We start from the raw sequence: 21,157 nt of genomic DNA on the forward strand, positions 1-21,157 counted from the left end.
GTCGCGGCAACCGTTGCCGCGCGTTCGAGGAGTGATCCACATGACGACCCGTCCCCGCCTGTCCCGCAGCATCCCGTTCTGGGGACTCATCGCAGGCTCCGCCGCCGCCGTCGGCTTCGGTGCCTGGCTCACGATCGACAAGATCTCGATCATGACCTCCACCCTCACCGACGGCAGTGCGACCGGCGTCGAGGTGTACGCCGGCCAGGCGTGGGCCCTGTTCGGTGCCGTCATCGCCGGCGCAGGCCTCGTCGGCCTCGTCGCCGCCCTGGCGCTCGGTGCGGCACGCAGTCTCGTCGCCCCGAAGGTCGACGTCGTCGAGACCATCACGTGGCAGGACGAGGCAGAGCCGGCGGATGCCGAGATCGCATCCGACATCCCCGCAGACCCCGCCGATACGTCGTCCGAGCCGCAGAGCGACGTCGCGGCATCCGCGGAGCAGCCGATCACCCGCTGATCCGGCGACGCACACGCGCAACGAGAACCCCCCGGCCCTTTCTTGCGGGCCGAGGGGTTCTCGCGTGTCAGGACGCGATCAGAACGGCAGCAGCGGGTCGATCGCGATGGCGACGAAGAGCAGCGTCAGATAGGAGATGGATGCGTGGAACACCCGCATCGGGCGCGGCTCGGTGCCGCGCACCGCGCGCGCATAGAGACGGTGCGATTCGTAGAGGAACCAGCCACCGAAGACGAGCGCGGACACCGAGTAGACCATGCCCATCGACGCGACCGGGATCAGCAGCAGCGAACAGGCCACGGTCGCCCAGGCATACAGGATCACCTGCAGCCCGACCTGGGAGCCGGACCGGGTGGCCCCGAGCATCGGCACGTCGACGTTCTCGTACTGGTCCTTGTACTTCATCGACAGCGGCCAGTAGTGCGGCGGGGTCCACAGGAAGATCAGGACGAAGAGGATCAGCGGGGTCCACGACAGCGAGCCCGTGACGGCGGACCAGCCGATGACGACCGGGAAGCAGCCCGCGATGCCTCCCCACACGATGTTCTGCTCGGTTCGCCGCTTGAGCAGGATCGTGTAGATGACCACGTAGAAGAAGATGGCGCCCGCCGACAACGCCGCGGCGAGCCAGTTCGTGGTCAGAAGCAGCCAGACGGTCGACACGACCGCCAGGGTCCAGGCGAAGATCAGTGCGCCGCGCGGCGAGACCTCGCCGGTCACGAGAGGGCGATTGACCGTGCGCTGCATGTGCGCGTCGATGTCCCGATCGAGGTACATGTTGAACGCTGCCGCGGAACCCGCGCTCAGCGATCCGCCGATGACCGTCGCCAGGACCAGCCAGAGATTCGGCAGCCCGTTCTGCGCCAGGATCATCACCGGCACGGTCGTCACGAGCAGGAGCTCGAGCACGCGCGGCTTCGTCAGGGTGATGTAAGCGCGCACCGTCCGACCCATCGAAGGACGGACGGCGGATGCGGGCTCGCCCTGGCTCGTCGTCATGATGTCCATCTGCTGCGTTGTCGCCCCTCGTCAAGCTCCAGACCAGTCTATGCTGAAACCACACGCGCGCCTGCCGTGGTCGTGGCCCTCCCGGGCCGGACTCATCGGCCCTCTGCGGCGCACTCCTCTTTGTGAAAGGCGGTCCCGTGGCCGATTTGCGTTGGGATGAGATTGATGCACGCGCCGTGGACACGGCCCGCATCCTCGCGGCGGATGCAGTGGAGAAGGTGGGCAACGGTCATCCCGGTACCGCGATGAGCCTCGCCCCCGCCGCCTACCTGCTCTACCAGCGGGTGCTGCGCCACGATCCCGCCGACCCGCACTGGATCGGCCGCGACCGCTTCATCCTCTCGGTGGGGCACTCCTCGCTCACGCAGTACGTGCAGCTGTACCTCGGCGGATTCGGTCTCGAGCTGAACGACCTCGAGTCGCTGCGCACGTGGGGATCGTTGACTCCGGGGCACCCGGAGTACGGCCACACCAAGGGCGTCGAGATCACGACGGGCCCGCTGGGTCAGGGTCTCGCGTCCTCCGTCGGCTTCGCCTACGCCGCCCGTTACGAGCGCGGGCTGTTCGACCCCGAGGCACCGGCCGGCACCTCTCCCTTCGACCACTTCGTCTATGTGATCGCCGGAGACGGAGACCTGCAGGAAGGCGTGACGAGCGAGGCGTCCTCTCTCGCCGGACACCAGCAGCTCGGCAATCTCGTCGTGATCTACGACTCCAACCAGATCTCCATCGAGGATGACACCAACGTCGCCTTCACAGAGGACGTCGCCGCGCGCTACGAGGCCTACGGGTGGCAGGTCCAGACCGTGGACTGGAAGAAGACGGGCCAGTATGTCGAGGACGTCGCCGAGCTCTACGCCGCCATCGAGCGCGCGAAGGGCGAGACCGACAAGCCGTCGCTCATCATCCTCAAGACGATCATCGGCTGGCCCTCGCCCGGCAAGCAGAACAGCGGCAAGATCCACGGCGCAGCGCTGGGTGCCGATGAGCTGGCCGCCACCAAGAAGGTCCTCGGGTTCGATCCGGAGGAGAACTTCGCCGTGGCCGACGACGTCATCGCCCACACGCGCGAGCTCGTGAAGCGCGGTGAGCAGGCGAAGGCCGAGTGGCAGCAGTCGTTCGACGCCTGGGCCGCCGCCAACCCCGAGCGCAAGGCGCTTCTCGACCGCCTCGAGGCACGGGAGCTCCCCGCCGACATCGCGGACGCCCTCCCGGTCTTCGAAGCGGGCAAGGACGTCTCCACCCGCGCCGCCAGCGGCCAGGTCATCAACGCCCTCGCCGCGCAGCTGCCCGAACTCTGGGGCGGTTCGGCCGACCTGGCCGAGTCGAACCTCACCACGATCAAGGATGCGCGCTCGTTCATCCCGAAGGAGTGGTCGACGCACGAGTGGACCGGCTCACCCTACGGCCGCGTCCTGCACTTCGGCATTCGCGAGCACGCCATGGGTGCGATCCTCAACGGCATCGTGCTGCACGGACCGACGCGTCCGTTCGGCGGTACGTTCCTGATCTTCAGTGACTACATGCGCCCGCCCGTGCGGCTGGCCGCGCTGATGAACATCCCGACGGTCTTCGTCTGGACGCACGACTCGGTCGCCCTCGGCGAGGACGGACCCACCCACCAGCCGATCGAGCAGCTGGCGACGCTGCGCGCCATCCCGAACTTCTCGATGGTCCGCCCCGCCGACGCCAACGAGACCGCCGTCGTCTGGCTCGAGATGCTGCGTCGCACGGCCGGCCCCTCGGGTATCGCGCTGACCCGCCAGAACATCCCGGTGTTCGAGCGCGGTGACGGTGCCGCATCCGGCGATGTCTTCGCCTCGGCGGACAACGCCGTCAAGGGCGCCTACGTTCTGGCCGAGGCTCCCGGCGGCGCCCCCGACGTGCTGCTGATCGCCACCGGTTCGGAAGTGCAGCTGGCCGTCGAGGCCCGCGCGGCTCTCGCCCAGGAGGGCGTCTCGGCGCGCGTCGTCTCGGTGCCTTCGCTCGAGTGGTTCGCCGAGCAGGACGCCGAGTACCGTGAATCCGTCCTGCCGTCTTCGGTCAAGGCGCGCGTGTCGGTCGAGGCCGGCTCCGCACTCACCTGGCAGGGAATCGTGGGCGACGCCGGTCGCTCGGTGGCCATCGAGCACTTCGGTGCCTCCGCTGACTACAAGACGCTGTTCCAGAAGTTCGGGATCACCACCGAAGCCGTCGTCACCGCCGCCCGCGAGTCCATCGCCGCGGCAGCCGAGTAAGTACGAGGAGAAGCAACATAATGAGCACCCCTACCGAACAGCTCGCTGCGGCGGGCGTCAGCATCTGGCTCGACGACCTCTCGCGTGAGCGCATCACCACGGGCAACCTCAGCGCGCTGATCTCGGACCGCACGGTCTCCGGTGTGACCACCAACCCGACGATCTTCGCCGGCGCCCTCTCGAAGGGCGAGGCGTACGCCGAGCAGGTCGCCACCCTCGCCGCTGCCGGTACGGACGTCGACACGGCGATCTTCGAGATCACGACCGACGACGTGCAGGCAGCGTCGGACATCTTCCGCCCCGTGTACGACGCCACGAACGGTGTCGATGGGCGCGTGTCGATCGAGGTCTCCCCCGACCTCGCCCACGACACCGCTGCGACCGTGGCCCAGGCCAAGGAACTGTGGGCCAAGGTCGACCGCCCCAACGCGCTGATCAAGATCCCCGCGACCAAGGCGGGGCTGCCGGCGATCACCGAGGTCATCGGCGCAGGCATCTCGGTCAACGTCACGCTCATCTTCAGCCTGGAGCGCTACGCCGCTGTCATCGACGCGTACCTGTCCGGGCTCGAGAAGGCGCGTGACGCGGGCATCGACATCTCCGGCCTGCAGTCGGTGGCGTCGTTCTTCGTCTCGCGTGTGGACACCGAGGTGGACAAGCGCCTGAAGGCCATCGGCACCGACGAGGCGACCGCGCTTCTGTCGCAAGCGGGTCTCGCCAACGCGCGCCTCGCGTACGAGCTGTTCGAGCGAGAGTTCGGATCTCCCCGTGCGCATGCCCTGCTCGAGGCCGGCGCGAATCTGCAGCGCCCGCTCTGGGCCTCGACGGGGGTCAAGGACCCCGCACTGCCCGACACGCTGTATGTGACCGAACTCGTCGCAGCCGGCACGGTCAACACCATGCCCGAGAAGACGCTCGAGGCCACGTTCGACCACGGCGTCATCGAGGGCGACACCATCACGGGCAACATCGACGCGGCCCACGCCTTCTTCGACCAGCTCGCCGCGGTGGGTGTCGACTTCGCCGACGTCACCCAGACGCTCGAGGACGAGGGCGTCGAGAAGTTCATCGTGTCCTGGCACGAGCTGCAGGAGACGGTGGAGACGGCGCTCAAGGCCGCGCGATGAGCTTCGACATCCACGTCAGCGGCGACGTCCGCGACGTGGTCGAGGCGGAGCTCCCCGCGCTCGTCGACTCTCTGATCGCCTCCGGCATCACGGCCGGCGACCCGGACCTCTGGGGTCCGGGCGCCGCCGCGGATGCCGCCGGGCGACTCGGCTGGGTGCAGGCCGTCACCGTGTCCCGGCCGCTGGTCGAGGAGATCGTGACGCTTCGCGAGGTTCTGCGCGCCGACGGTGTCACCCGCATCGTGCTGGCAGGAATGGGCGGCTCGTCCCTCGCTCCAGAAGTGATCGCCGCCACGGCGGGTGTCCCCCTCGTCGTCCTGGATTCCACCGCCCCCGGTGAGGTCGCGGCCGCCATCGGCGGCGACGCCGAGGCCGGCGGTCTCGCGCAGACCGCTCTCGTCGTGTCGTCCAAGTCCGGCTCCACGATCGAGACGGACTCCGCCAAGCGCGCGTTCGAGGCGGCCTACCGCGCAGCGGGAATCGACCCGGCGAGCCGCATCGTCGTCGTCACGGACCCCGGTTCGCCGCTCGCCGAGTCCGCGGATGCCGACGGCTACCGTCTTTTCACCGCAGACCCCACCGTCGGCGGGCGCTATTCGGCGCTGACCGCATTCGGGCTCATACCCGCGGGCCTCGCCGGTGTGGACATCGACGAGCTGCTCAACGAGGCCGAGGCGACGCTTCTCGAGGTCGCCATCGACGATCCTCGCAATCCCGCGCTCGTCCTCGCGGCGGCCATCGCCGGTGGCGGTGCTGCGCGCAAGGACAAGCTGGGCCTGATCACCGACGGCACCCATATCGTGGGACTGCCCGGGTGGATCGAGCAGCTCGTCGCAGAATCGACCGGTAAGAACGGCACCGGCATCCTGCCCGTCGTCCTGCTCCCCGTCTCCCCCGAGGTCGAGGACACCCCCACCGACCTGCGGCTGCTGCGCCTCGTCGAGAACGTGCGCCATGATCACCTGTTCGAGCACCACCGCGGTGAGATCCTCGTCGCCGGATCCCTCGGCGCGCAGTTCGTCGTGTGGGAGTACGCGACGGCGATCGCCGGGCGGATGCTGAGCATCAATCCCTTCGATCAGCCGGATGTGGAAGCCGCGAAGGTGGCCGCTCGCGCCCTCTTGGACAACCGCCCCGAGCCCACCCCCGCCGTCTTCGAGCAGGACGGCATCGAGGTCCGCGTGTCCGACCCGTCGCTCGCGGCCAGCGGCACGTTGAGTGGTGTCCTCGATGCCCTCTGGGCCCGTGTTCCCGAGAACGGATACGTGGCGCTGCAGGCATACGTCGACCGGCGAGACCTCGCGCCGATCGAGGGGCTTCGTGAGCTCGTCGCTGCCGACTCTGCGCGCCCCACGACCTTCGGTTGGGGTCCACGGTTCCTGCACTCCACCGGTCAGTACCACAAGGGCGGTCCCGCCAACGGAGTGTTCCTGCAGATCTTGCAGCACCCCCGCACCGATCTGGCCATCCCCGGCCGCCCCTTCACCTTCGGCGAACTGATCGCCGCGCAGGCCGCCGGCGATGCATCCGTGCTGGCCGACGAGCACGCGCGCCCGGTCGTCACGCTCACCCTCGTCGACGCGCAAGCCGATGTGCTCGCGCTGTTCGATGCCGCCCAGTAGGAGAACATTCTCGATGACTGCCGAGATCTCGCGGGGGCACAACCCCCTCCGCGACCCGGATGACCGACGCCTCAGTCGGATCGCTGGCCCCAGCGCGCTCGTGATCTTCGGCGTGACAGGCGACCTGTCCCGCAAGAAGCTCATGCCGGCCGTGTACGACCTCGCCAACCGCGGTCTGCTTCCGCCCGGGTTCGGACTGGTCGGATTCGCTCGCCGCGACTGGGAGGACGAGGACTTCGCCGAGGTCGTCCGCGACGCGGTGAAGCGGTACGCCCGCACCGAGTTCCGGGACGAGACGTGGGAGCAGCTGCTCCAGGGCATCCGCTTCGTGCAGGGTCAGTTCGACGACCTGGATGCGTTCCGTCGCCTTCGCGAGACCGTCGAGAAGCTCGATGTGGAACGCGGCACGATGGGCAACCACGCGTACTACCTGTCGATCCCGCCGCGCGACTTCCCGATCGTCGCGGAACAGCTCAAGGCGTCCGGCCTCGTCGACGACACCGCCGACGGCGCGGACCGCTGGCGCCGAGTGGTGATCGAGAAGCCCTTCGGCCACGACCTCGAGTCGGCTCGTGAACTGAACGACGTCGTGCGCTCCGCCTTCCCCGCCGATTCGATCTTCCGCATCGACCACTACCTGGGCAAGGAGACGGTCCAGAACATCCTGGCGCTGCGCTTCGCGAACGAGCTCTACGAGCCCATCTGGAACCGCAACTACGTCGATCACGTTCAGATCACCATGGCTGAAGACATCGGGGTGGGCGGGCGAGCCGGCTACTACGACGGGATCGGCGCCGCGCGCGACGTCATTCAGAACCACCTGCTCCAGCTCCTCGCGCTCACGGCCATGGAAGAGCCCATCACCTTCGACGCTGCGCAGCTGCGCGCCGAGAAGGAGAAGGTGCTCGCAGCGGTGACGCTGCCCGATGATCTGTCCACGGCCACCGCTCGCGGACAGTACGCCGGCGGCTGGCAGGGCGGCGAGAAGGTGCTCGGCTTCCTCGAGGAAGACGGCATGGCCGCCGACTCGACGACCGAGACCTATGCCGCCATCAAGCTCGACATCAACACGCGCCGGTGGGCAGGTGTCCCGTTCTATCTGCGTGCCGGGAAGCGCCTCGGTCGTCGGGTGACCGAGATCGCCGTCGTCTTCAAGCGTGCCCCCGAGCATCTGTTCGGTCGCAGCCAGACCGATGGTCTCGGCCAGAACGCGCTGGTGATCCGGGTGCAGCCCGATGAGGGCGTCACCATCCGTTTCGGATCCAAGGTTCCGGGTGCCGACATGCAGGTGCGCGACGTGACCATGGACTTCGGCTACGGCCACGCTTTCACCGAAGCGAGCCCCGAAGCCTATGAGCGTCTCATCCTCGACGTGCTCCTGGGCGATCCGCCGTTGTTCCCCCGCCATGAAGAGGTGGAGCTCAGCTGGAAGATCCTCGACCCGATCGAGAAGTTCTGGTCGGAGCAGTCCGGCCCGCTCGAACAGTACTCCCCCGGTTCATGGGGACCGCAGTCCGCGGACGATCTGCTCGCCCGCGATGGTCGCACCTGGAGGCGCCCGTGATCATCGATCTGCCCGACACCACCGTCAGCAAGATCTCCCGCGCCCTGGTCAACGTCCGCGAAGAGGGCGGGGCGGTCGCACTCGGCCGCGTCCTGACGCTCATCATCGCGACGCGCCGCGGCATCGAGGAGGAGGCGATCGAAGCGGCGAACGACGCGTCCCGCGAACATCCCATGCGGGTCATCGTGCTGATGCTCGACAACCCGAAGGCGGAACCGCGCTTGGATGCGGAGATCCGTGTCGGCGGCGACGCCGGTGCGAGCGAGGTCATCCTCCTGCACGCGCACGGGCCCGCGGGCTCGAACGCCGAGAGCCTGGTGACCGGTCTCCTCCTTCCCGACGCCCCCGTCGTCGCGTGGTGGCCCGCGGATACTCCTGAGGTCCCCTCCCGCTCCGACATCGGTAAGATCGCGCAGCGCCGCATCACCGACGCGGCGATGCAGAGCGACCCGCACGAGTGGGTGCTGAACCTCGGCGGACACTATGCGCCCGGCGACACCGATCTCGCCTGGACCCGCCTCACCCGCTGGCGTGAGCAGCTCGCGGCGGTCTTGGACCAGCCTCCCTACGAGCCGATCACCGCCGTGGAAGTCCTGGGAGGCGGCGACTCGCCTTCCACTCCCCTCCTGGCGGCCTGGCTCCGTCTTCAGCTGAAGGTCGACGTGACCTGGCGCTATCTGGACAGCGACGAATGGGCAAGCGGCATCAAGTCCGTCCGGCTGACGCGTGCCAGTGGAGACATCGTGCTCGAACGCCCCGATGCGCTGACGGCAGTACTGACGCAGCCGGGACAGCCCAGTCACGAGCTGGCCTTCCCGCGGCGGTCCCTGCGCGAATGCCTGGCCGAGGAGCTGCGACGACTGGATGCCGACCTGTTGTACGGTCGCGTCGTCACCGAGGGCAGTGCCCTCATCGAGCACTGATACGAGGAGCATGATGCCCGAGGCCACCGAGAAGCAGGTCGTCGTCCGCTCGGACCCCGATCGGATCGCGCGCGCTGTGGCCCGTCGCCTCCTCAGTCGGATCGCGAAGCGTGTCATGGAAGGGAAGCCGGCCCACATCTCGTTGACCGGCGGGTCGATGGGGGGGCGCGTTCTCGCGGCTGTCGCCGAGAACCCGCGATGCCACGAGGTCGACTGGTCTCTCGTCCACTTCTGGTGGAGTGATGAGCGTTTCGTGCCGCGCGGATCAGAGGATCGCAACGACGCCGAGGCCTTCATCGCTCTGCTCGATCGCATCCCGGTCCCGGCGGAGAACGTGCACACCATGGCCGCGAGCGACGACGGTCTCAGTATCGAGGATGCGGCCGCGGCCTACGAGGCCGAGCTCGCCCGGTTCGCGGATCCGACCGTCGGCGCATGGCCGTCGTTCGACGTCTGCTTCCTCGGAGTCGGTCCGGACGCGCACATCGCTTCGCTCTTCCCGGATCGTGGCGAGATCCAGGTGACCGATCGCGCGGCGCTGGCCGTTCGCGATGCGCCGAAGCCTCCTCCGGAGCGGATCACCGTGACCCGGCCGGTGATCAACTCCGCCAAGCGCGTGTGGCTGGTTCTCGTCGGCCCCGACAAGGCATCCGTCCTCGGCCTCGCTCTCGCGGGTGCCAGTTATCAGAGCGTTCCCGCTGCGGGTGCGAAGGGACGCAAGCGTACCGTCTTCTTCGTCGATGAGGCTGCCGCAGCGAAGGTGCCGCCCGAGCTGATCGACAGCGACTACTGACAACATGAGAGGAGCCCCGGTCGATGACCGGGGCTCCTCTCATGTCAGCGGTGGATCAGTCCTGGCCGCGGCGCTCGCGCAGCTTGTGAAGCGCCTCATCGAGGAGCTGTTCGGCCTCGTCGTCCGTGCGACGCTCCTTCACATAGGCGAGGTGCGTCTTGTAGGGCTCGGGCTTGGCCAGCGCGGGCGGGTTCGCCTGGTCGCGGCCGGCCGGAAGACCTGAATGCGGCGAATCGATCGTGTCCGGGATCTCCTCCTCGGCGATACCGGCGGCGAAGTAGCGCACCGTCTCGTTTCCGAGGGCGTCCCAGTACGACACGGCCACGCGGTCGGCGTGATAGCCGTGGTCCTGCTCGCCCATAGGACCCGCGCCCACACGAGTACCCCGGATCGCGTTTCCCCCGGTCGCCATGATCAGACCAGTCCGGTGAACTTGGTGACCAGACCGAGGGCCACGATCGAGATGAACCAGACGAGCGCGAGAACGATCGTGAAGCGGTTCAGGTTGCGCTCGGCGAGGCCCGAGGAGCCCAGGGATGAACTCATACCGCCTCCGAACATGTCGGACAGTCCGCCGCCGCGCCCCTTGTGGAGCAGGATCAGCAGCGTCAGCAGCAGGCTCGTGATGCCGAGAAGCACCTGGAGCACGAACTCGAGGATCTGCACTGTGTTCGTCACCCTTCTTGGCGATCCCGAGATCGCACAAGGTACAAGTATAGCCATCGGGCCGACCTGAGCCGTGAGACGGGGCCGCGCCCCGTCTCACGGCCGAGATCAGACGCCGACGTGCTTCTGGTAGCGGATGATCGCCGCGAACTCTTCGGCGACCAGGCTGGCACCGCCCACGAGCGCGCCATCCACGTCGGGCTGACGCATGAACGTGGCGATGTTGCTGGACTTCACGGAGCCGCCGTACAGAACACGGGTGCGCCGACCGGCCTCCTCGCCCAGCACCTCGGCGACGACACCGCGGAGCGTCGCGCACACATCCTGCGCCTGCTCGGGCGTGGCAGCCTGGCCGGAGCCGATGGCCCAGACGGGCTCGTACGCGACGACCACGTCGGCATCAGCCGAAATGCCCTCGAGAGCGACCCGCAGCTGCCCGACCGGCACGGCGCTCGCGCCGAACTTCTCCAGATCCTCCGCCGTCTCGCCGACGCAGATGACCGGGCTCAGTCCGTGGCGGAGGGCCGCCTGCACCTTGGCGGCGACGACCTCGTCCGTTTCGTTGTGGTATTCACGACGCTCGGAGTGACCGATGATCACGTACTTCGCGTCGAGCTTGGCCAGGAAGGCACCGGAGATCTCGCCCGTGTAGGCGCCCGAGTCGTGCGTCGACAGGTCCTGCGCGCCGAGGGCGAACGGGATCTTGTCGGCGTCGATCAGCGTCTGCACCGTACGCAGATCCGTGAACGGCGGGAAGACGGCGACCTCGACGCTGTCCTGCTCGTGCTTCGCGTCCTTCAGAGTCCAGTACAGCTTCTGAACGAGCGCGACCGCCTGCAGGTGGTCGAGATTCATCTTCCAGTTGCCCGCGATGAGCGGGGTGCGTGTCACTGCCATCCGAGGACCTCCAGTCCGGGAAGCTTCTTGCCCTCGAGGAACTCGAGGCTGGCGCCACCGCCGGTGGAGATGTGGCCGAACTGATCGTCACGGAAGCCGAGCTGGCGGACCGCCGCGGCGGAGTCTCCCCCGCCCACGACCGACAGTCCGTCGACCTCCGTCAGCGCCTTCGCGACCGCGCGGGTGCCGTCGGCGAACGCCGCCATCTCGAACACGCCCATCGGCCCGTTCCAGAACACGGTCTTGCTCGCAGCGATCGCCGCCGCAAACGTCTTCGCCGTCTCCGGTCCGATGTCCAGGCCCAGACCGGAGGCGCCGAACGGGGTCTCTTCCAGGGCGTCGACCGCGGCCACCACATGGTCCGCATCGGCCGAGAAGGATGCCGCCACGACAGCATCCACCGGAAGGACGATCATCACGCCACGCTCCTCGGCAGCGGCCAGGTAGCCCTTGACCGTGTCGATCTGGTCCTTCTCGAGCAGGCTCGCACCCACCTTGTGGCCGAGGGCCGCGAGGAAGGTGAACATCATGCCTCCGCCGACGAGCAGCGTGTCCACGCGGGGCAGGAGATGCTCGATGACGCCGAGCTTGTCGCTCACCTTCGACCCGCCGAGCACGACCGCGTACGGCCGCTCGGGGTTCTCGGTCAGGCGGTCGAGCACGTCGACCTCCTTCTCGATCAGCAGGCCCGCAGCCGAGGGCAGGAGCTCCGCGAGCTCGTAGACGCTGGCCTGCTTGCGGTGCACGACACCGAACCCGTCGGAGACGAGAGCGTCACCGAGTGCGGCGAGCTCCTGCGCGAAGGCGCGACGCTCACCCGCATCCTTCGAGGTCTCTCCGGGGTTGAAGCGGAGGTTCTCGATGATGGCGACGTCGCCGTCGGCGAGCGAGGCAACCGCCTCCTGCGCCGAGACGCCGACGGTGTCTCGAGCGAAGGCGACGGGCTTTCCGAGAAGCTCGGACAGGCGCTGCGCGACCGGCTCGAGGCTGTACTTCGGGTTGGGTTCGCCGTCAGGACGCCCCAGATGGGAGCAGACGACGACACGGGCGCCCTGGTTGATCAGGGCGTTGAGGGTCGGCAGCGTAGCCCGCACGCGACCGTCGTCCGTGATGACCCCGTCCTTGAGAGGAACGTTGAGGTCAGCACGGACGACGACGCGGCGGCCTGCGAGCGACCCCAGCGAATCGAGGGTGCGCAGTGCCATGGTGTGGATCAGAGACGCTCGGCGACGTACTCGGTCAGGTCGACGAGACGGTTGGAGTAACCCCACTCGTTGTCGTACCAGCTCGAGAGCTTCACCTGGTTGCCGATGACGCGCAGCAGGCCGGCGTCGAAGATCGACGAGTGCGGGTCGGTGACGATGTCGCTCGAGACGATCTCGTCCTCGGTGTACTTCAGGATGCCCTTGAGGGGTCCTTCGGCCGCAGCCTTGTACGCGGCCTTGATCTCGTCGACCGTGACCTCGCGCGACGCCTCGACCGTGAGGTCGGTGATGGAGCCGGTGGGCACGGGCACGCGCAGCGCGAAACCGTCGAGCTTGCCCTTGAGCTCGGGCAGCACCAGGCCGATGGCCTTCGCGGCGCCCGTGGAGGTCGGGACGATGTTGATCGCGGCGGCGCGCGCGCGACGCAGGTCGCTGTGGGGGCCGTCCTGCAGGTTCTGGTCGGCCGTGTAGGCGTGGACCGTGGTCATGAGACCGCGCTCGATGCCGAAGTTGTCGTTGAACACCTTCGCCAGCGGGGCGAGGCAGTTCGTGGTGCACGACGCGTTCGAGATGATGACGTCGGTCTCGGGGTTGTAGTCGCCCTCGTTGACGCCCATGACGATGGTGACGTCGTCACCGGTCGCGGGGGCCGAGATGAGAACCTTCTTCGCGCCGCCGGCGATGTGCTTCTTGGCGTCTTCCGCCTTGGTGAAGCGGCCGGTGGACTCGATGACGATGTCGACACCCAGCTCGCCCCAGGGGAGGTTGGCGGGGTCGCGCTCAGCGAGCACCTTGATCTTGTGACCACCGACGGTGATCGAGTCTTCGTCGTACGTGACCTCCGCGTCCAGACGACCCGTGATGGAGTCGTACTTGAGCAGGTGAGCCAGAGTCTTGTTGTCGGTGAGGTCGTTCACCGCCACGATGTCCAGGTCCGCACCCTGCGCGAGCGCTGCGCGCAGGTAGTTGCGTCCGATGCGGCCGAAGCCGTTGATGCCGATCTTGACAGACACGGTGTCTCCCGTTTTCTCGTCGCGCCGCAGCGCCTTTTCCATCCCGGGTTGTCCTCCCGGGGTGAGCCGTGCGTGGGTGCGCATCGACTCGGAGAGGGGGATGCCGGAGCCCCCGCACGGCGAGGGCTCCGAGGCATCCTCACCTGATCATGACCCTACCAGCAGGCCTGCCGTCTTCTCTCGCGCCGTAACAAAGCGGGACTGGACGTTGGACCAGTCGGCGATGTTCCAGAACGCCTTCACGTAGTCGGCGCGGACGTTCTTGTAATCGAGGTAGTACGCGTGCTCCCAGACGTCCAGCAGCAGGAGCGGAACGCTGCCCGCGGCGAACTGGGACTGCTGGTCGAAGAACTGCTGGATGATGAGGTTCTCACCGATCGAATCCCAGAACAGACCCGCCCAGCCGGAGCCCTGCACGCCGAGAGCCGCGGCCGTGAAGTGGGCCTGGAACTTGTCGAACGACCCGAAGTGGTCGTCGATGGCGGCCTCGAGCTCGCCGGTCGGCTTGTCGCCGCCGTTGGGCGAGAGGTTCGTCCAGAAGATCGAGTGGTTGGTGTGACCGCCGAGGTTGAACGCGAGGTCCTTCTCGAGCTTGTTCACGTTCGCGAGGTTTCCGCTGTCGCGGGCCTCCGCCAGCTGCTCCAGCGCGGTGTTCGCGCCGGTGACGTAGGCCTGGTGATGCTTGCTGTGGTGCAGCTCCATGATCGTCGCGCTGATGCTCGGCTCGAGCGCGGCATAGTCGTAAGGGAGCTCGGGCAGCGTGTACTTCGCCATGTTCTCTTCCTCCTGTCGGGCGCAGCGCCGAACGCCTCGGCGATGCGGGGATGACGCCTTCATCCTACTGAGGGAGAACCGCGCCAGGCAGGGGTTGATTCCTTGGATGACGACTCCGCGTGGGACTGATCAGTCCTTCGCGGCGGCGGGCACGGCGGACTCGGTGTCCGGCAGTCCCTCGGTCTCGGCCTTCTTGTCGGCCATCGCGAGCAGGCGGCGGATGCGGCCGGCGACAGCATCCTTGGTCAACGGCGGGTCGGCATGGTGGCCGAGCTCGTCCAGGCTCGCATCGCGGTGCGCGAGACGGAGCTCGCCGGCCGCGCGCAGATGCTCGGGCACGGTGTCTCCGAGGATCTCGAGCGCGCGCTCGACGCGTGCGCACGCGGCGACGGCGGCCTGAGCGGAGCGACGCAGGTTGGCGTCGTCGAAGTTCACGAGGCGGTTGACCCCCGCACGGACCTCGCGGCGCTGCCGCAACTGCTCCCACTCCTGAGCTGCACGACGCGCGCCCATCTCGTGCAGCACGGCCCGGATCGCGTCGCCTTCGCGAACGACCACGCGCGGGAGGCCGCGCACCTCGCGCGCCTTGGCGGCGATCCCGATGCGGTGGGCGGCGCCGACCAGGGCCATCGCGGCCTCACCGGACGGACACGCGATCTCGAGCGCCGCGGAACGGCCGGGGTCGCTGAGGCTCCCCGCCGCGAGGAACGCACCTCGCCAGATGGCGGCGAGGTCGTGGCGGGCACCGGTGGTGAGCCGGTTCGGCAACCCGCGCACCTGGCGGCGTCGCTGGTCGAGCAGACCCGTCTGACGGGCGAGGGTCTCACCGCCGTCGATCACACGCACCGCATACGTGGTCCCCGGACGTGCGGAAGTCCCCTGCACGTGCGCGAGCTCGGGCCGCACACCGTACAGGTCGACCAGTTCACGGGCCACACGTCGCGCGAGGGCCTCGGAATCGACCTCCGCCTCGACGGCGACGCGACCCGCGATCGCGTGAAGCCCGCCGGCGAACCGCAGGATGGCGGTCAACTCGGCCACTCGGGCACTCGGACGCGGATCGCGACCGGCGATCAGTTCGGCCTTCACATCGGCGGTCAGCGGCACGGTACTCCTTGTGGGAATGGGGAACGGGACGACGTTCCAGCCTACTCTCGCCCCAGGTCCCGATGTGTGACGCCGACGGCCACATCCGGCATCTCGGACAATCGTGCAGCGATCTCCCGCGCCATGACGACGGACCGGTGCTTGCCGCCCGTGCAGCCGATCGCGATGATCGAGTGCCGCTTGTTCTCCCGCTGATACCCGGCGATGACGGGAGCCAACGCCGCCGTGTACGCGTCCAGGAACTCGCGCGCTCCGGGCTGCGAGAGCACGAAATCGCGCACAGCCTCGTCCTCCCCGGTGAGCGAGCGCAGCTCGTCGGTCCAGTATGGATTGGGCAGGAAGCGCATATCGGCGACGAGATCCGCATCCACCGGAAGGCCGTACTTGAACCCGAAGCTCATCACCGAAACGGTGTGCAACGGACTTCCCTCGGCGGAGAACAGCTCTGCCACTCGCGTGGTGAGCTGGTGGATGTTGTACGACGAGGTGTCGATGATCAGATCGGCGCTCTCGCGCAACGGCGCCAGGCGCTGACGCTCGCGGTGGATCCCATCGACGATCGTCCCCGTGCTCTGCAGCGGATGCGGCCGCCGCACGGCCTCGAACCTCCGCACCAGCACCTCGTCGCTGGCGTCGAGGAAGACGATGCGCAGCCGTCGATGCGCGCGAAGAGCGTCGGCGATCTCGGGCACGCGCCCGAACAGCTCCCGCCCGCGTACGTCGACGACAACGGCGACTCGTGGAACCGCGCCCCCGGCCAGCTCTGACAGCTCGAGCAACGGACGCAGCATCTGGGGAGGGAGGTTGTCGACCACGTACCAATCGAGGTCTTCGAGAGCGTTCGCGACGGTCGAGCGCCCCGCGCCCGACATGCCGGTGACGATCAGCACCTCGCCGGTGTTCGCCGTATCCGGGTCCGTCATCCCTCTCCCCTGTTCGCCTCGCCCAGACTATCGACTCGTCAGGTGCTCATGCACAGCCGTCGCGAGCTTCGGCCCGATGCCGGGGAGTTCGGCGATCTGCTCCACGGTCGCTCCGCGCAGTGCCGTGACCGAGCCGAAGTGACGAAGCAGAGCCCGGATGCGCGCGGCACCGAGACCGGGCACCTCCTCCAGCACACTGGAGATGTCCCGGCGACGGCGTTTGCGCTGGTGCGTGATCGCGAACCGGTGCGCCTCGTCGCGCAGGCGCTGAACGAGATAGAGCGCCTCGGAGGTACGGGGCAGGATGACGGGGTATTCCTCCCCGGGCAGCCAGATCTCCTCCAGTCGCTTGGCGATGCCGCACAGCGCGATCTCGGTGTGACCGGACTCCTCGAGCGCCCGTGCAGCGGCCGCGACCTGGGGCTGGCCGCCGTCCACGATCAGCAGTTGGGGCGGGTAGGCGAACCTCGGACGCTTGCGCACGGTCGCGACTTCGCCGTCGGCGGATGCCTGTTCGGGGTCGATCGCCGCCGCGGCGATCTCGACGTCGTCGGCGTCCTCGGGCCGATCGAGGTGGGCGAGGCGCCGGGTCAGGACCTGGTACAGCGAGTCCGTGTCATCCGTCGTCTCCGCAACCGAGAAGGACCGGTACTGGTCTTTGCGCGGCAGGCCGTCCTCGAACACGACCATGGACGCCACCACATTGGTGCCGGCAAGATGCGATACGTCGAAGCACTCGATGCGCAACGGCGCCGTCGCGAGCCCCAGCGCCTCCTGGAGGTCGGTCAGCGCCTGCGTCCGGGCGACGTAGTCGCTCGTGCGCCGCGTCTTGTGGAGCATGAGCGCCTGCTGCGCGTTGAGGGTCGCGGTGCGCATGAGATCGGCTTTTCCGCCGCGCTGGGCGACTTGGATCGTGACGTTCTTGCCGCGCTTGTCCCGCAACCACTGCTCGAGTTCCGTCACGTCATCCGGAAGGGCCGGCACGAGCACCTGCTTCGGGATGTCGGTGGCGGCCGCATCCCCGTACGTCCGCTGGAGGACCTGGTCCACGAGCTCGGCGCCGGAGATGTCGATCTCCTTCTCGATCGTGGTCGCCCGCACACCGCGCACGCGTCCACCCCGGACGACGAAGTGCTGCACCGCGGCGGCCAACTCGTCCTCGGCGATGCCGAAGAGATCGGCATCCGTGTCGTCGGAGAGCACCAACGCGCTCTTGCCCAGCACGGCCTCGATCGCTTGCAGTTTGTCGCGGTACCCGGCGGCGGCCTCGTAGTCCATCGCTGCGGCGGCCTCGCGCATCCGGGCGGTCAGGGCCCGCGCGAAGCGCTGATCTCCGCCGGCCATGAAGGCGATGAAATCGTCGACGATCGCGCGATGCTCCTCGATCGTGACCTTCATGGAGCACGGACCGCCGCAGCGGCCGATCTGCCCGGGGAAGCAGGGGCGTCCCGTCGCCATCGCCTTCTTGTACGACGCATCCGAACACGTCCGGATCGGGAAGACCTTGATCATCAGGTCGATCACGTCGTGCACGGCCCAGACCTTCGGGTACGGCCCGAAGTACTTGGCGCCCTTGATCCGACGGTTGCGCGTGACGATGACCCGTGGCGCCTCATCCGCCAGGGTGATCGCCATGTACGGGTAGGACTTGTCGTCCTTGTAACGCACGTTGAACGTCGGCGAGAACTCCTGGATCCACATGTATTCCAGTTGCAACGCCTCGACGTCGCTGCCGACGACGGTCCACTCGACCGATGTCGCGGTCGTGACCATGCGGCGCGTGCGCTCGTGCAGGGTGTGCAGTGGAGCGAAGTAGTTCGACAGCCGCGCGCGCAGGTTCTTCGCCTTGCCGACGTAGAGGATGCGGCCCTCGGCGTCACGGAAGCGATAGACCCCCGGACTCGTGGGGATCTCCCCCTGCTTGGGGCGATAGGGCAGCACGCTCAGCCGGCCTTGCGCTGCTCGGCGACGCCCAGCACCTCCGCGAGGAACGCGCCGGTGTGGCTCTCGGGCACCTGGGCGACCTGCTCCGGCGTGCCGGTCGCAACGATCGTCCCTCCGCCGGAACCGCCCTCGGGGCCGAGGTCGATCACCCAGTCGGCCGACTTGATCACGTCGAGGTTGTGCTCGATCACGATGACGGTGTTGCCCTTGTCGACGAGGCTGTTCAGCACCTCGAGGAGTCGGCTCACATCTTCGAAGTGCAGTCCCGTCGTCGGCTCGTCGAGCACGTAGATGCTGCGCCCGTTCGAGCGGCGCTGAAGCTCGGTCGCGAGCTTCACCCGCTGCGCCTCACCGCCCGACAGCGTCGTGGCCGACTGCCCGAGACGGACATAACCGAGTCCCACATCGACGAGCGTCTTGAGATAGCGATGGATGGCCTGGATCGGCTCGAAGAACTCGGCGGCCTCGGCGATCGGCATCTGCAGGACCTCGGCGATGTTCTTGCCCTTGTAGTGCACTGTGAGCGTGTCGCGGTTGTAGCGCTGACCGTGGCACACCTCGCAGTCGACGTACACGTCGGGAAGGAAGTTCATCTCGATCTTGATCGTGCCGTCACCAGAGCACGCCTCGCAGCGCCCGCCCTTGACGTTGAAGCTGAAGCGTCCGGCCTGATAGCCGCGCGCTTTGGCTTCGAGAGTCTCCGCGAACAGCGTCCGGATGCGGTCGAACACCCCCGTGTAGGTGGCCGGGTTCGATCGCGGCGTACGACCGATCGGGGCCTGATCGACGTGCACGACCTTGTCCAGGTTCTCCAGACCGGTCACCCGCGTGTGCTTTCCGGGAACGCGGCGCGCCCCGTTGAGCCGCGACGCGAGCACCTCGTAGAGGATTCCGTTGACGAGCGACGATTTGCCGGAGCCGCTGACGCCGGTGACGGCGGTCAGCACGCCCAGGGGGAATGTCGCCGTGACGTTCTTGAGGTTGTTCTCGCGCGCGCCCACGACCGAGATCTGGCGCTTCTTGTCGATCTTGCGACGCTTGGTCGGCACGGCGATGGAGCGTCGACCGGAGAGGTAGGCAGCGGTGAGCGACTCGGGTTCCTCGAGGAGCTGCGGGTACGTGCCGGAGTGCACCACGCGTCCGCCCTCGACGCCCGCGCGCGGGCCGATGTCGACGATCCAGTCCGCAGCCTGAATGGTCTCCTCGTCGTGCTCGACGACGATGAGCGTGTTACCGAGGTTCTTGAGCGCCAGCAGCGTCTCGATGAGCCGACGGTTGTCACGCTGATGCAGACCGATCGAGGGCTCGTCCAGCACATAGAGCACGCCCGTGAGGCCGGAGCCGATCTGCGTCGCGAGCCGGATGCGCTGTGCTTCACCGCCGGAGAGGGAGCCCGCCGCGCGCGACAGACTCAGGTACGTGAGCCCGACCTGAATGAGGAAGTTCAGACGGGCACGGATCTCGCGCAGCACGGCGGCGGCGATCTTCGCCTCTCGATCCGTCAGCTCGAGGCCGTCGAAGAAGCCCTGCGCGTCGATGAGGCTGAGGCTGGAGGCGTCGGCGATCGAGTGGCCGTGCACCTTGACCGCGAGCACCTCGGGCTTCAAGCGCGTGCCGTCGCAGACCGGGCACGGAACCTCGCGGAGGTACTCGCCCCACCGCTGCCGCGCGCTGTCGGACTCCGCTTGCTGGTACTGACGCTCGATATAGGGAACCACGCCCTCGAATCCCGAGGTGTAGCGCATCTCGCGGCCGTAGCGGTTCTTCCACTTGACGGACACCTTGAAGTTGTCGCCGTGCAGCACCGCATCCTTGACGTCCTGCGGGAGCTTGCGCCAGGGCGTGTCGAGCGAGAATCCGAGGTCGGACGAGAGCCCTTCGAGCAGGCGTTCGTAGTACTGGAACAGCCCCTTGCCCTGCGTCGTCCACGGCACGAGCACACCCTCGCGGATGGAGAGGTCTTCGTCGCCGAGCATGAGCTCGACGTCGACCGACATCCGCGTGCCGAGACCCGAGCAGGTCGGGCACGCGCCGAACGGAGCGTTGAACGAGAACGTCCGCGGCTCGATCTCGGTGAGCTGGAGGGGGTGACCGTTCGGGCACGCGAGCTTCTCGCTGAAGTTCTGCCATGCGTCGTCGCCCTCTTCGTCGACGAAGTTCACCTGCATCACGCCACCGGCGAGACCGAGAGCCGTCTCGACCGAGTCCGTGACGCGAGAGAGGATGTCGGCGCTGGCGACGAGCCGGTCGACGACGACCGCGATGTCGTGCTTGTAGCTCTTCTTCAGCGTGGGCGGCTCCGAGAGCTGGACGAGCTCGCCGTCGACGACGGCCCGCGCGTACCCCTTCGCACTCAGCTCCTTGAAGAGGTCGACGAACTCCCCCTTCTTCTGCGTGACCACGGGCGCCACGATCTGGTAGCGCGTGCGTTCGGGCAGCGTCATCAGCTGGTCCGCGATCTGCTGGACCGTCTGACGCTGGATGACCTCGCCGCACTCGGGACAGTGCGGGACACCGATACGCGCCCAGAGCAGGCGCATGTAGTCGTGGATCTCGGTGATCGTGCCGACCGTCGAGCGGGGGTTGCGGTTGGTGGACTTCTGATCGATCGACACCGCGGGACTCAACCCCTCGATGAAGTCGACGTCGGGGCGATCCACCTGTCCCAGGAACTGACGCGCGTACGAGCTCAGCGATTCGACGTAACGACGCTGCCCCTCGGCGAAGATCGTGTCGAACGCGAGACTCGACTTGCCGGACCCGGAAAGGCCCGTGAAGACGACGAGGCAGTCGCGGGGGATGTCGAGGTCGACGCCGCGCAGGTTGTGGACCCGGGCGCCACGGACACTGAGAGTTCCGGCGTCGTGGGCGAGTTCGGAGACAGGCGAAATGGGCAC

The 21,157-nt window shown here is 67.8% G+C and carries 18 protein-coding genes; 7 read left to right on the forward strand and 11 right to left on the reverse strand.

Features of this window, described 5'->3' with window-relative positions; translation table 11 throughout:
* The first annotated feature begins 40 nt into the window (after positions 1–40).
* The gene (locus EHF32_RS04725; protein WP_137417050.1) at positions 41–457 is read left to right on the forward strand and encodes a dinucleotide-utilizing enzyme; all 417 of its coding nucleotides are present in this window, start codon (positions 41–43) and stop codon (positions 455–457) included.
* Positions 458–535: 78 nt separating this feature from the next.
* Here EHF32_RS04725 and EHF32_RS04730 read toward each other — a convergent pair whose 3' ends face one another.
* Positions 536–1,456 (reverse strand): heme o synthase, encoded by a 921-nt coding sequence (locus EHF32_RS04730; protein ID WP_238343790.1) that lies wholly within the window; start codon positions 1,454–1,456, stop codon positions 536–538.
* Between the two features lie 146 nt (positions 1,457–1,602).
* Between EHF32_RS04730 and tkt the strand changes: the two genes are divergently transcribed.
* From tkt to pgl, 6 genes are read left to right on the forward strand one after another with little or no spacing between them, the layout of a single operon-like run.
* On the forward strand, positions 1,603–3,702 hold the full coding sequence (tkt, locus tag EHF32_RS04735; RefSeq protein ID WP_137417052.1) for a transketolase: 2,100 nt from the start codon (positions 1,603–1,605) through the stop codon (positions 3,700–3,702).
* A gap of 20 nt (positions 3,703–3,722) precedes the next feature.
* Entirely contained in the window at positions 3,723–4,829 is a 1,107-nt protein-coding gene (tal, locus tag EHF32_RS04740) for a transaldolase (protein WP_137417053.1), read from the forward strand.
* Positions 4,826–6,451 carry a glucose-6-phosphate isomerase gene (locus EHF32_RS04745; RefSeq protein ID WP_137417054.1) on the forward strand — a complete coding sequence of 542 codons (1,626 nt, stop codon included), beginning with the start codon at positions 4,826–4,828 and terminating at the stop codon, positions 6,449–6,451. Before tal ends, EHF32_RS04745 begins: the two co-directional genes overlap by 4 nt.
* A 13-nt stretch (positions 6,452–6,464) precedes the next feature.
* On the forward strand, positions 6,465–8,015 hold the full coding sequence (zwf, locus tag EHF32_RS04750; protein WP_137417055.1) for a glucose-6-phosphate dehydrogenase: 1,551 nt from the start codon (positions 6,465–6,467) through the stop codon (positions 8,013–8,015).
* Positions 8,012–8,938, forward strand: a complete 927-nt coding sequence (locus EHF32_RS04755; RefSeq protein ID WP_137417056.1) for a glucose-6-phosphate dehydrogenase assembly protein OpcA — start codon at positions 8,012–8,014, stop codon at positions 8,936–8,938. Before zwf ends, EHF32_RS04755 begins: the two co-directional genes overlap by 4 nt.
* A gap of 10 nt (positions 8,939–8,948) precedes the next feature.
* Positions 8,949–9,731, forward strand: coding sequence for a 6-phosphogluconolactonase (pgl, locus tag EHF32_RS04760; protein WP_137417057.1), 783 nt, complete (start codon positions 8,949–8,951; stop codon positions 9,729–9,731).
* 55 nt (positions 9,732–9,786) lie between these two features.
* Here the strand turns inward: pgl and EHF32_RS04765 are convergent, their stop codons facing one another.
* From EHF32_RS04765 to uvrA, 10 genes are all read right to left on the reverse strand, one after another.
* Positions 9,787–10,143 (reverse strand): RNA polymerase-binding protein RbpA, encoded by a 357-nt coding sequence (locus EHF32_RS04765; RefSeq protein WP_137417058.1) that lies wholly within the window; start codon positions 10,141–10,143, stop codon positions 9,787–9,789.
* A gap of 2 nt (positions 10,144–10,145) precedes the next feature.
* On the reverse strand, positions 10,146–10,397 hold the full coding sequence (gene secG, locus EHF32_RS04770; protein ID WP_137419120.1) for a preprotein translocase subunit SecG: 252 nt from the start codon (positions 10,395–10,397) through the stop codon (positions 10,146–10,148).
* Between the two features lie 108 nt (positions 10,398–10,505).
* A complete protein-coding gene (tpiA, locus tag EHF32_RS04775) occupies positions 10,506–11,294 on the reverse strand; it encodes a triose-phosphate isomerase (RefSeq protein ID WP_137417059.1) in 789 nt (262 codons plus the stop codon).
* Entirely contained in the window at positions 11,285–12,499 is a 1,215-nt protein-coding gene (locus EHF32_RS04780) for a phosphoglycerate kinase (protein ID WP_137417060.1), read from the reverse strand. The genes tpiA and EHF32_RS04780 overlap by 10 nt, the downstream gene beginning before the upstream one ends.
* An 8-nt stretch (positions 12,500–12,507) precedes the next feature.
* Positions 12,508–13,512 carry a type I glyceraldehyde-3-phosphate dehydrogenase gene (gene gap / locus EHF32_RS04785; protein WP_137417061.1) on the reverse strand — a complete coding sequence of 335 codons (1,005 nt, stop codon included), beginning with the start codon at positions 13,510–13,512 and terminating at the stop codon, positions 12,508–12,510.
* 147 nt (positions 13,513–13,659) lie between these two features.
* On the reverse strand, positions 13,660–14,286 hold the full coding sequence (locus EHF32_RS04790; protein WP_137417062.1) for a superoxide dismutase: 627 nt from the start codon (positions 14,284–14,286) through the stop codon (positions 13,660–13,662).
* Between the two features lie 129 nt (positions 14,287–14,415).
* A complete protein-coding gene (gene whiA / locus EHF32_RS04795) occupies positions 14,416–15,393 on the reverse strand; it encodes a DNA-binding protein WhiA (protein ID WP_137417063.1) in 978 nt (325 codons plus the stop codon).
* A gap of 41 nt (positions 15,394–15,434) precedes the next feature.
* On the reverse strand, positions 15,435–16,316 hold the full coding sequence (rapZ, locus tag EHF32_RS04800; protein WP_137417064.1) for an RNase adapter RapZ: 882 nt from the start codon (positions 16,314–16,316) through the stop codon (positions 15,435–15,437).
* A gap of 27 nt (positions 16,317–16,343) precedes the next feature.
* A complete protein-coding gene (gene uvrC / locus EHF32_RS04805) occupies positions 16,344–18,257 on the reverse strand; it encodes an excinuclease ABC subunit UvrC (protein WP_238343792.1) in 1,914 nt (637 codons plus the stop codon).
* 2 nt (positions 18,258–18,259) lie between these two features.
* Positions 18,260–21,157, reverse strand: a complete 2,898-nt coding sequence (uvrA, locus tag EHF32_RS04810) for an excinuclease ABC subunit UvrA (RefSeq protein WP_443189855.1) — start codon at positions 21,155–21,157, stop codon at positions 18,260–18,262.

The sequence above is a fragment of the Microbacterium sp. RG1 genome, assembly GCF_005347485.1.
Lineage (GTDB): Bacteria > Actinomycetota > Actinomycetes > Actinomycetales > Microbacteriaceae > Microbacterium > Microbacterium binotii_A.

Bases quoted from the DNA above. Each gene is read 5' to 3' on its own strand.
- pgl (WP_137417057.1), top strand. From the start codon at position 8,949: ATGATGCCCGAGGCCACCGAGAAGCAGGTCGTCGTCCGCTCGGACCCC.
- rapZ (WP_137417064.1), bottom strand. From the start codon at position 16,316: ATGACGGACCCGGATACGGCGAACACCGGCGAGGTGCTGATCGTCACC.
- EHF32_RS04745 (WP_137417054.1), top strand. From the start codon at position 4,826: ATGAGCTTCGACATCCACGTCAGCGGCGACGTCCGCGACGTGGTCGAG.
- tal (WP_137417053.1), top strand. From the start codon at position 3,723: ATGAGCACCCCTACCGAACAGCTCGCTGCGGCGGGCGTCAGCATCTGG.
- tpiA (WP_137417059.1), bottom strand. From the start codon at position 11,294: ATGGCAGTGACACGCACCCCGCTCATCGCGGGCAACTGGAAGATGAAT.
- EHF32_RS04790 (WP_137417062.1), bottom strand. From the start codon at position 14,286: ATGGCGAAGTACACGCTGCCCGAGCTCCCTTACGACTATGCCGCGCTC.
- EHF32_RS04725 (WP_137417050.1), top strand. From the start codon at position 41: ATGACGACCCGTCCCCGCCTGTCCCGCAGCATCCCGTTCTGGGGACTC.
- EHF32_RS04765 (WP_137417058.1), bottom strand. From the start codon at position 10,143: ATGGCGACCGGGGGAAACGCGATCCGGGGTACTCGTGTGGGCGCGGGT.
- EHF32_RS04730 (WP_238343790.1), bottom strand. From the start codon at position 1,456: ATGACGACGAGCCAGGGCGAGCCCGCATCCGCCGTCCGTCCTTCGATG.
- zwf (WP_137417055.1), top strand. From the start codon at position 6,465: ATGACTGCCGAGATCTCGCGGGGGCACAACCCCCTCCGCGACCCGGAT.
- EHF32_RS04780 (WP_137417060.1), bottom strand. From the start codon at position 12,499: ATGGCACTGCGCACCCTCGATTCGCTGGGGTCGCTCGCAGGCCGCCGC.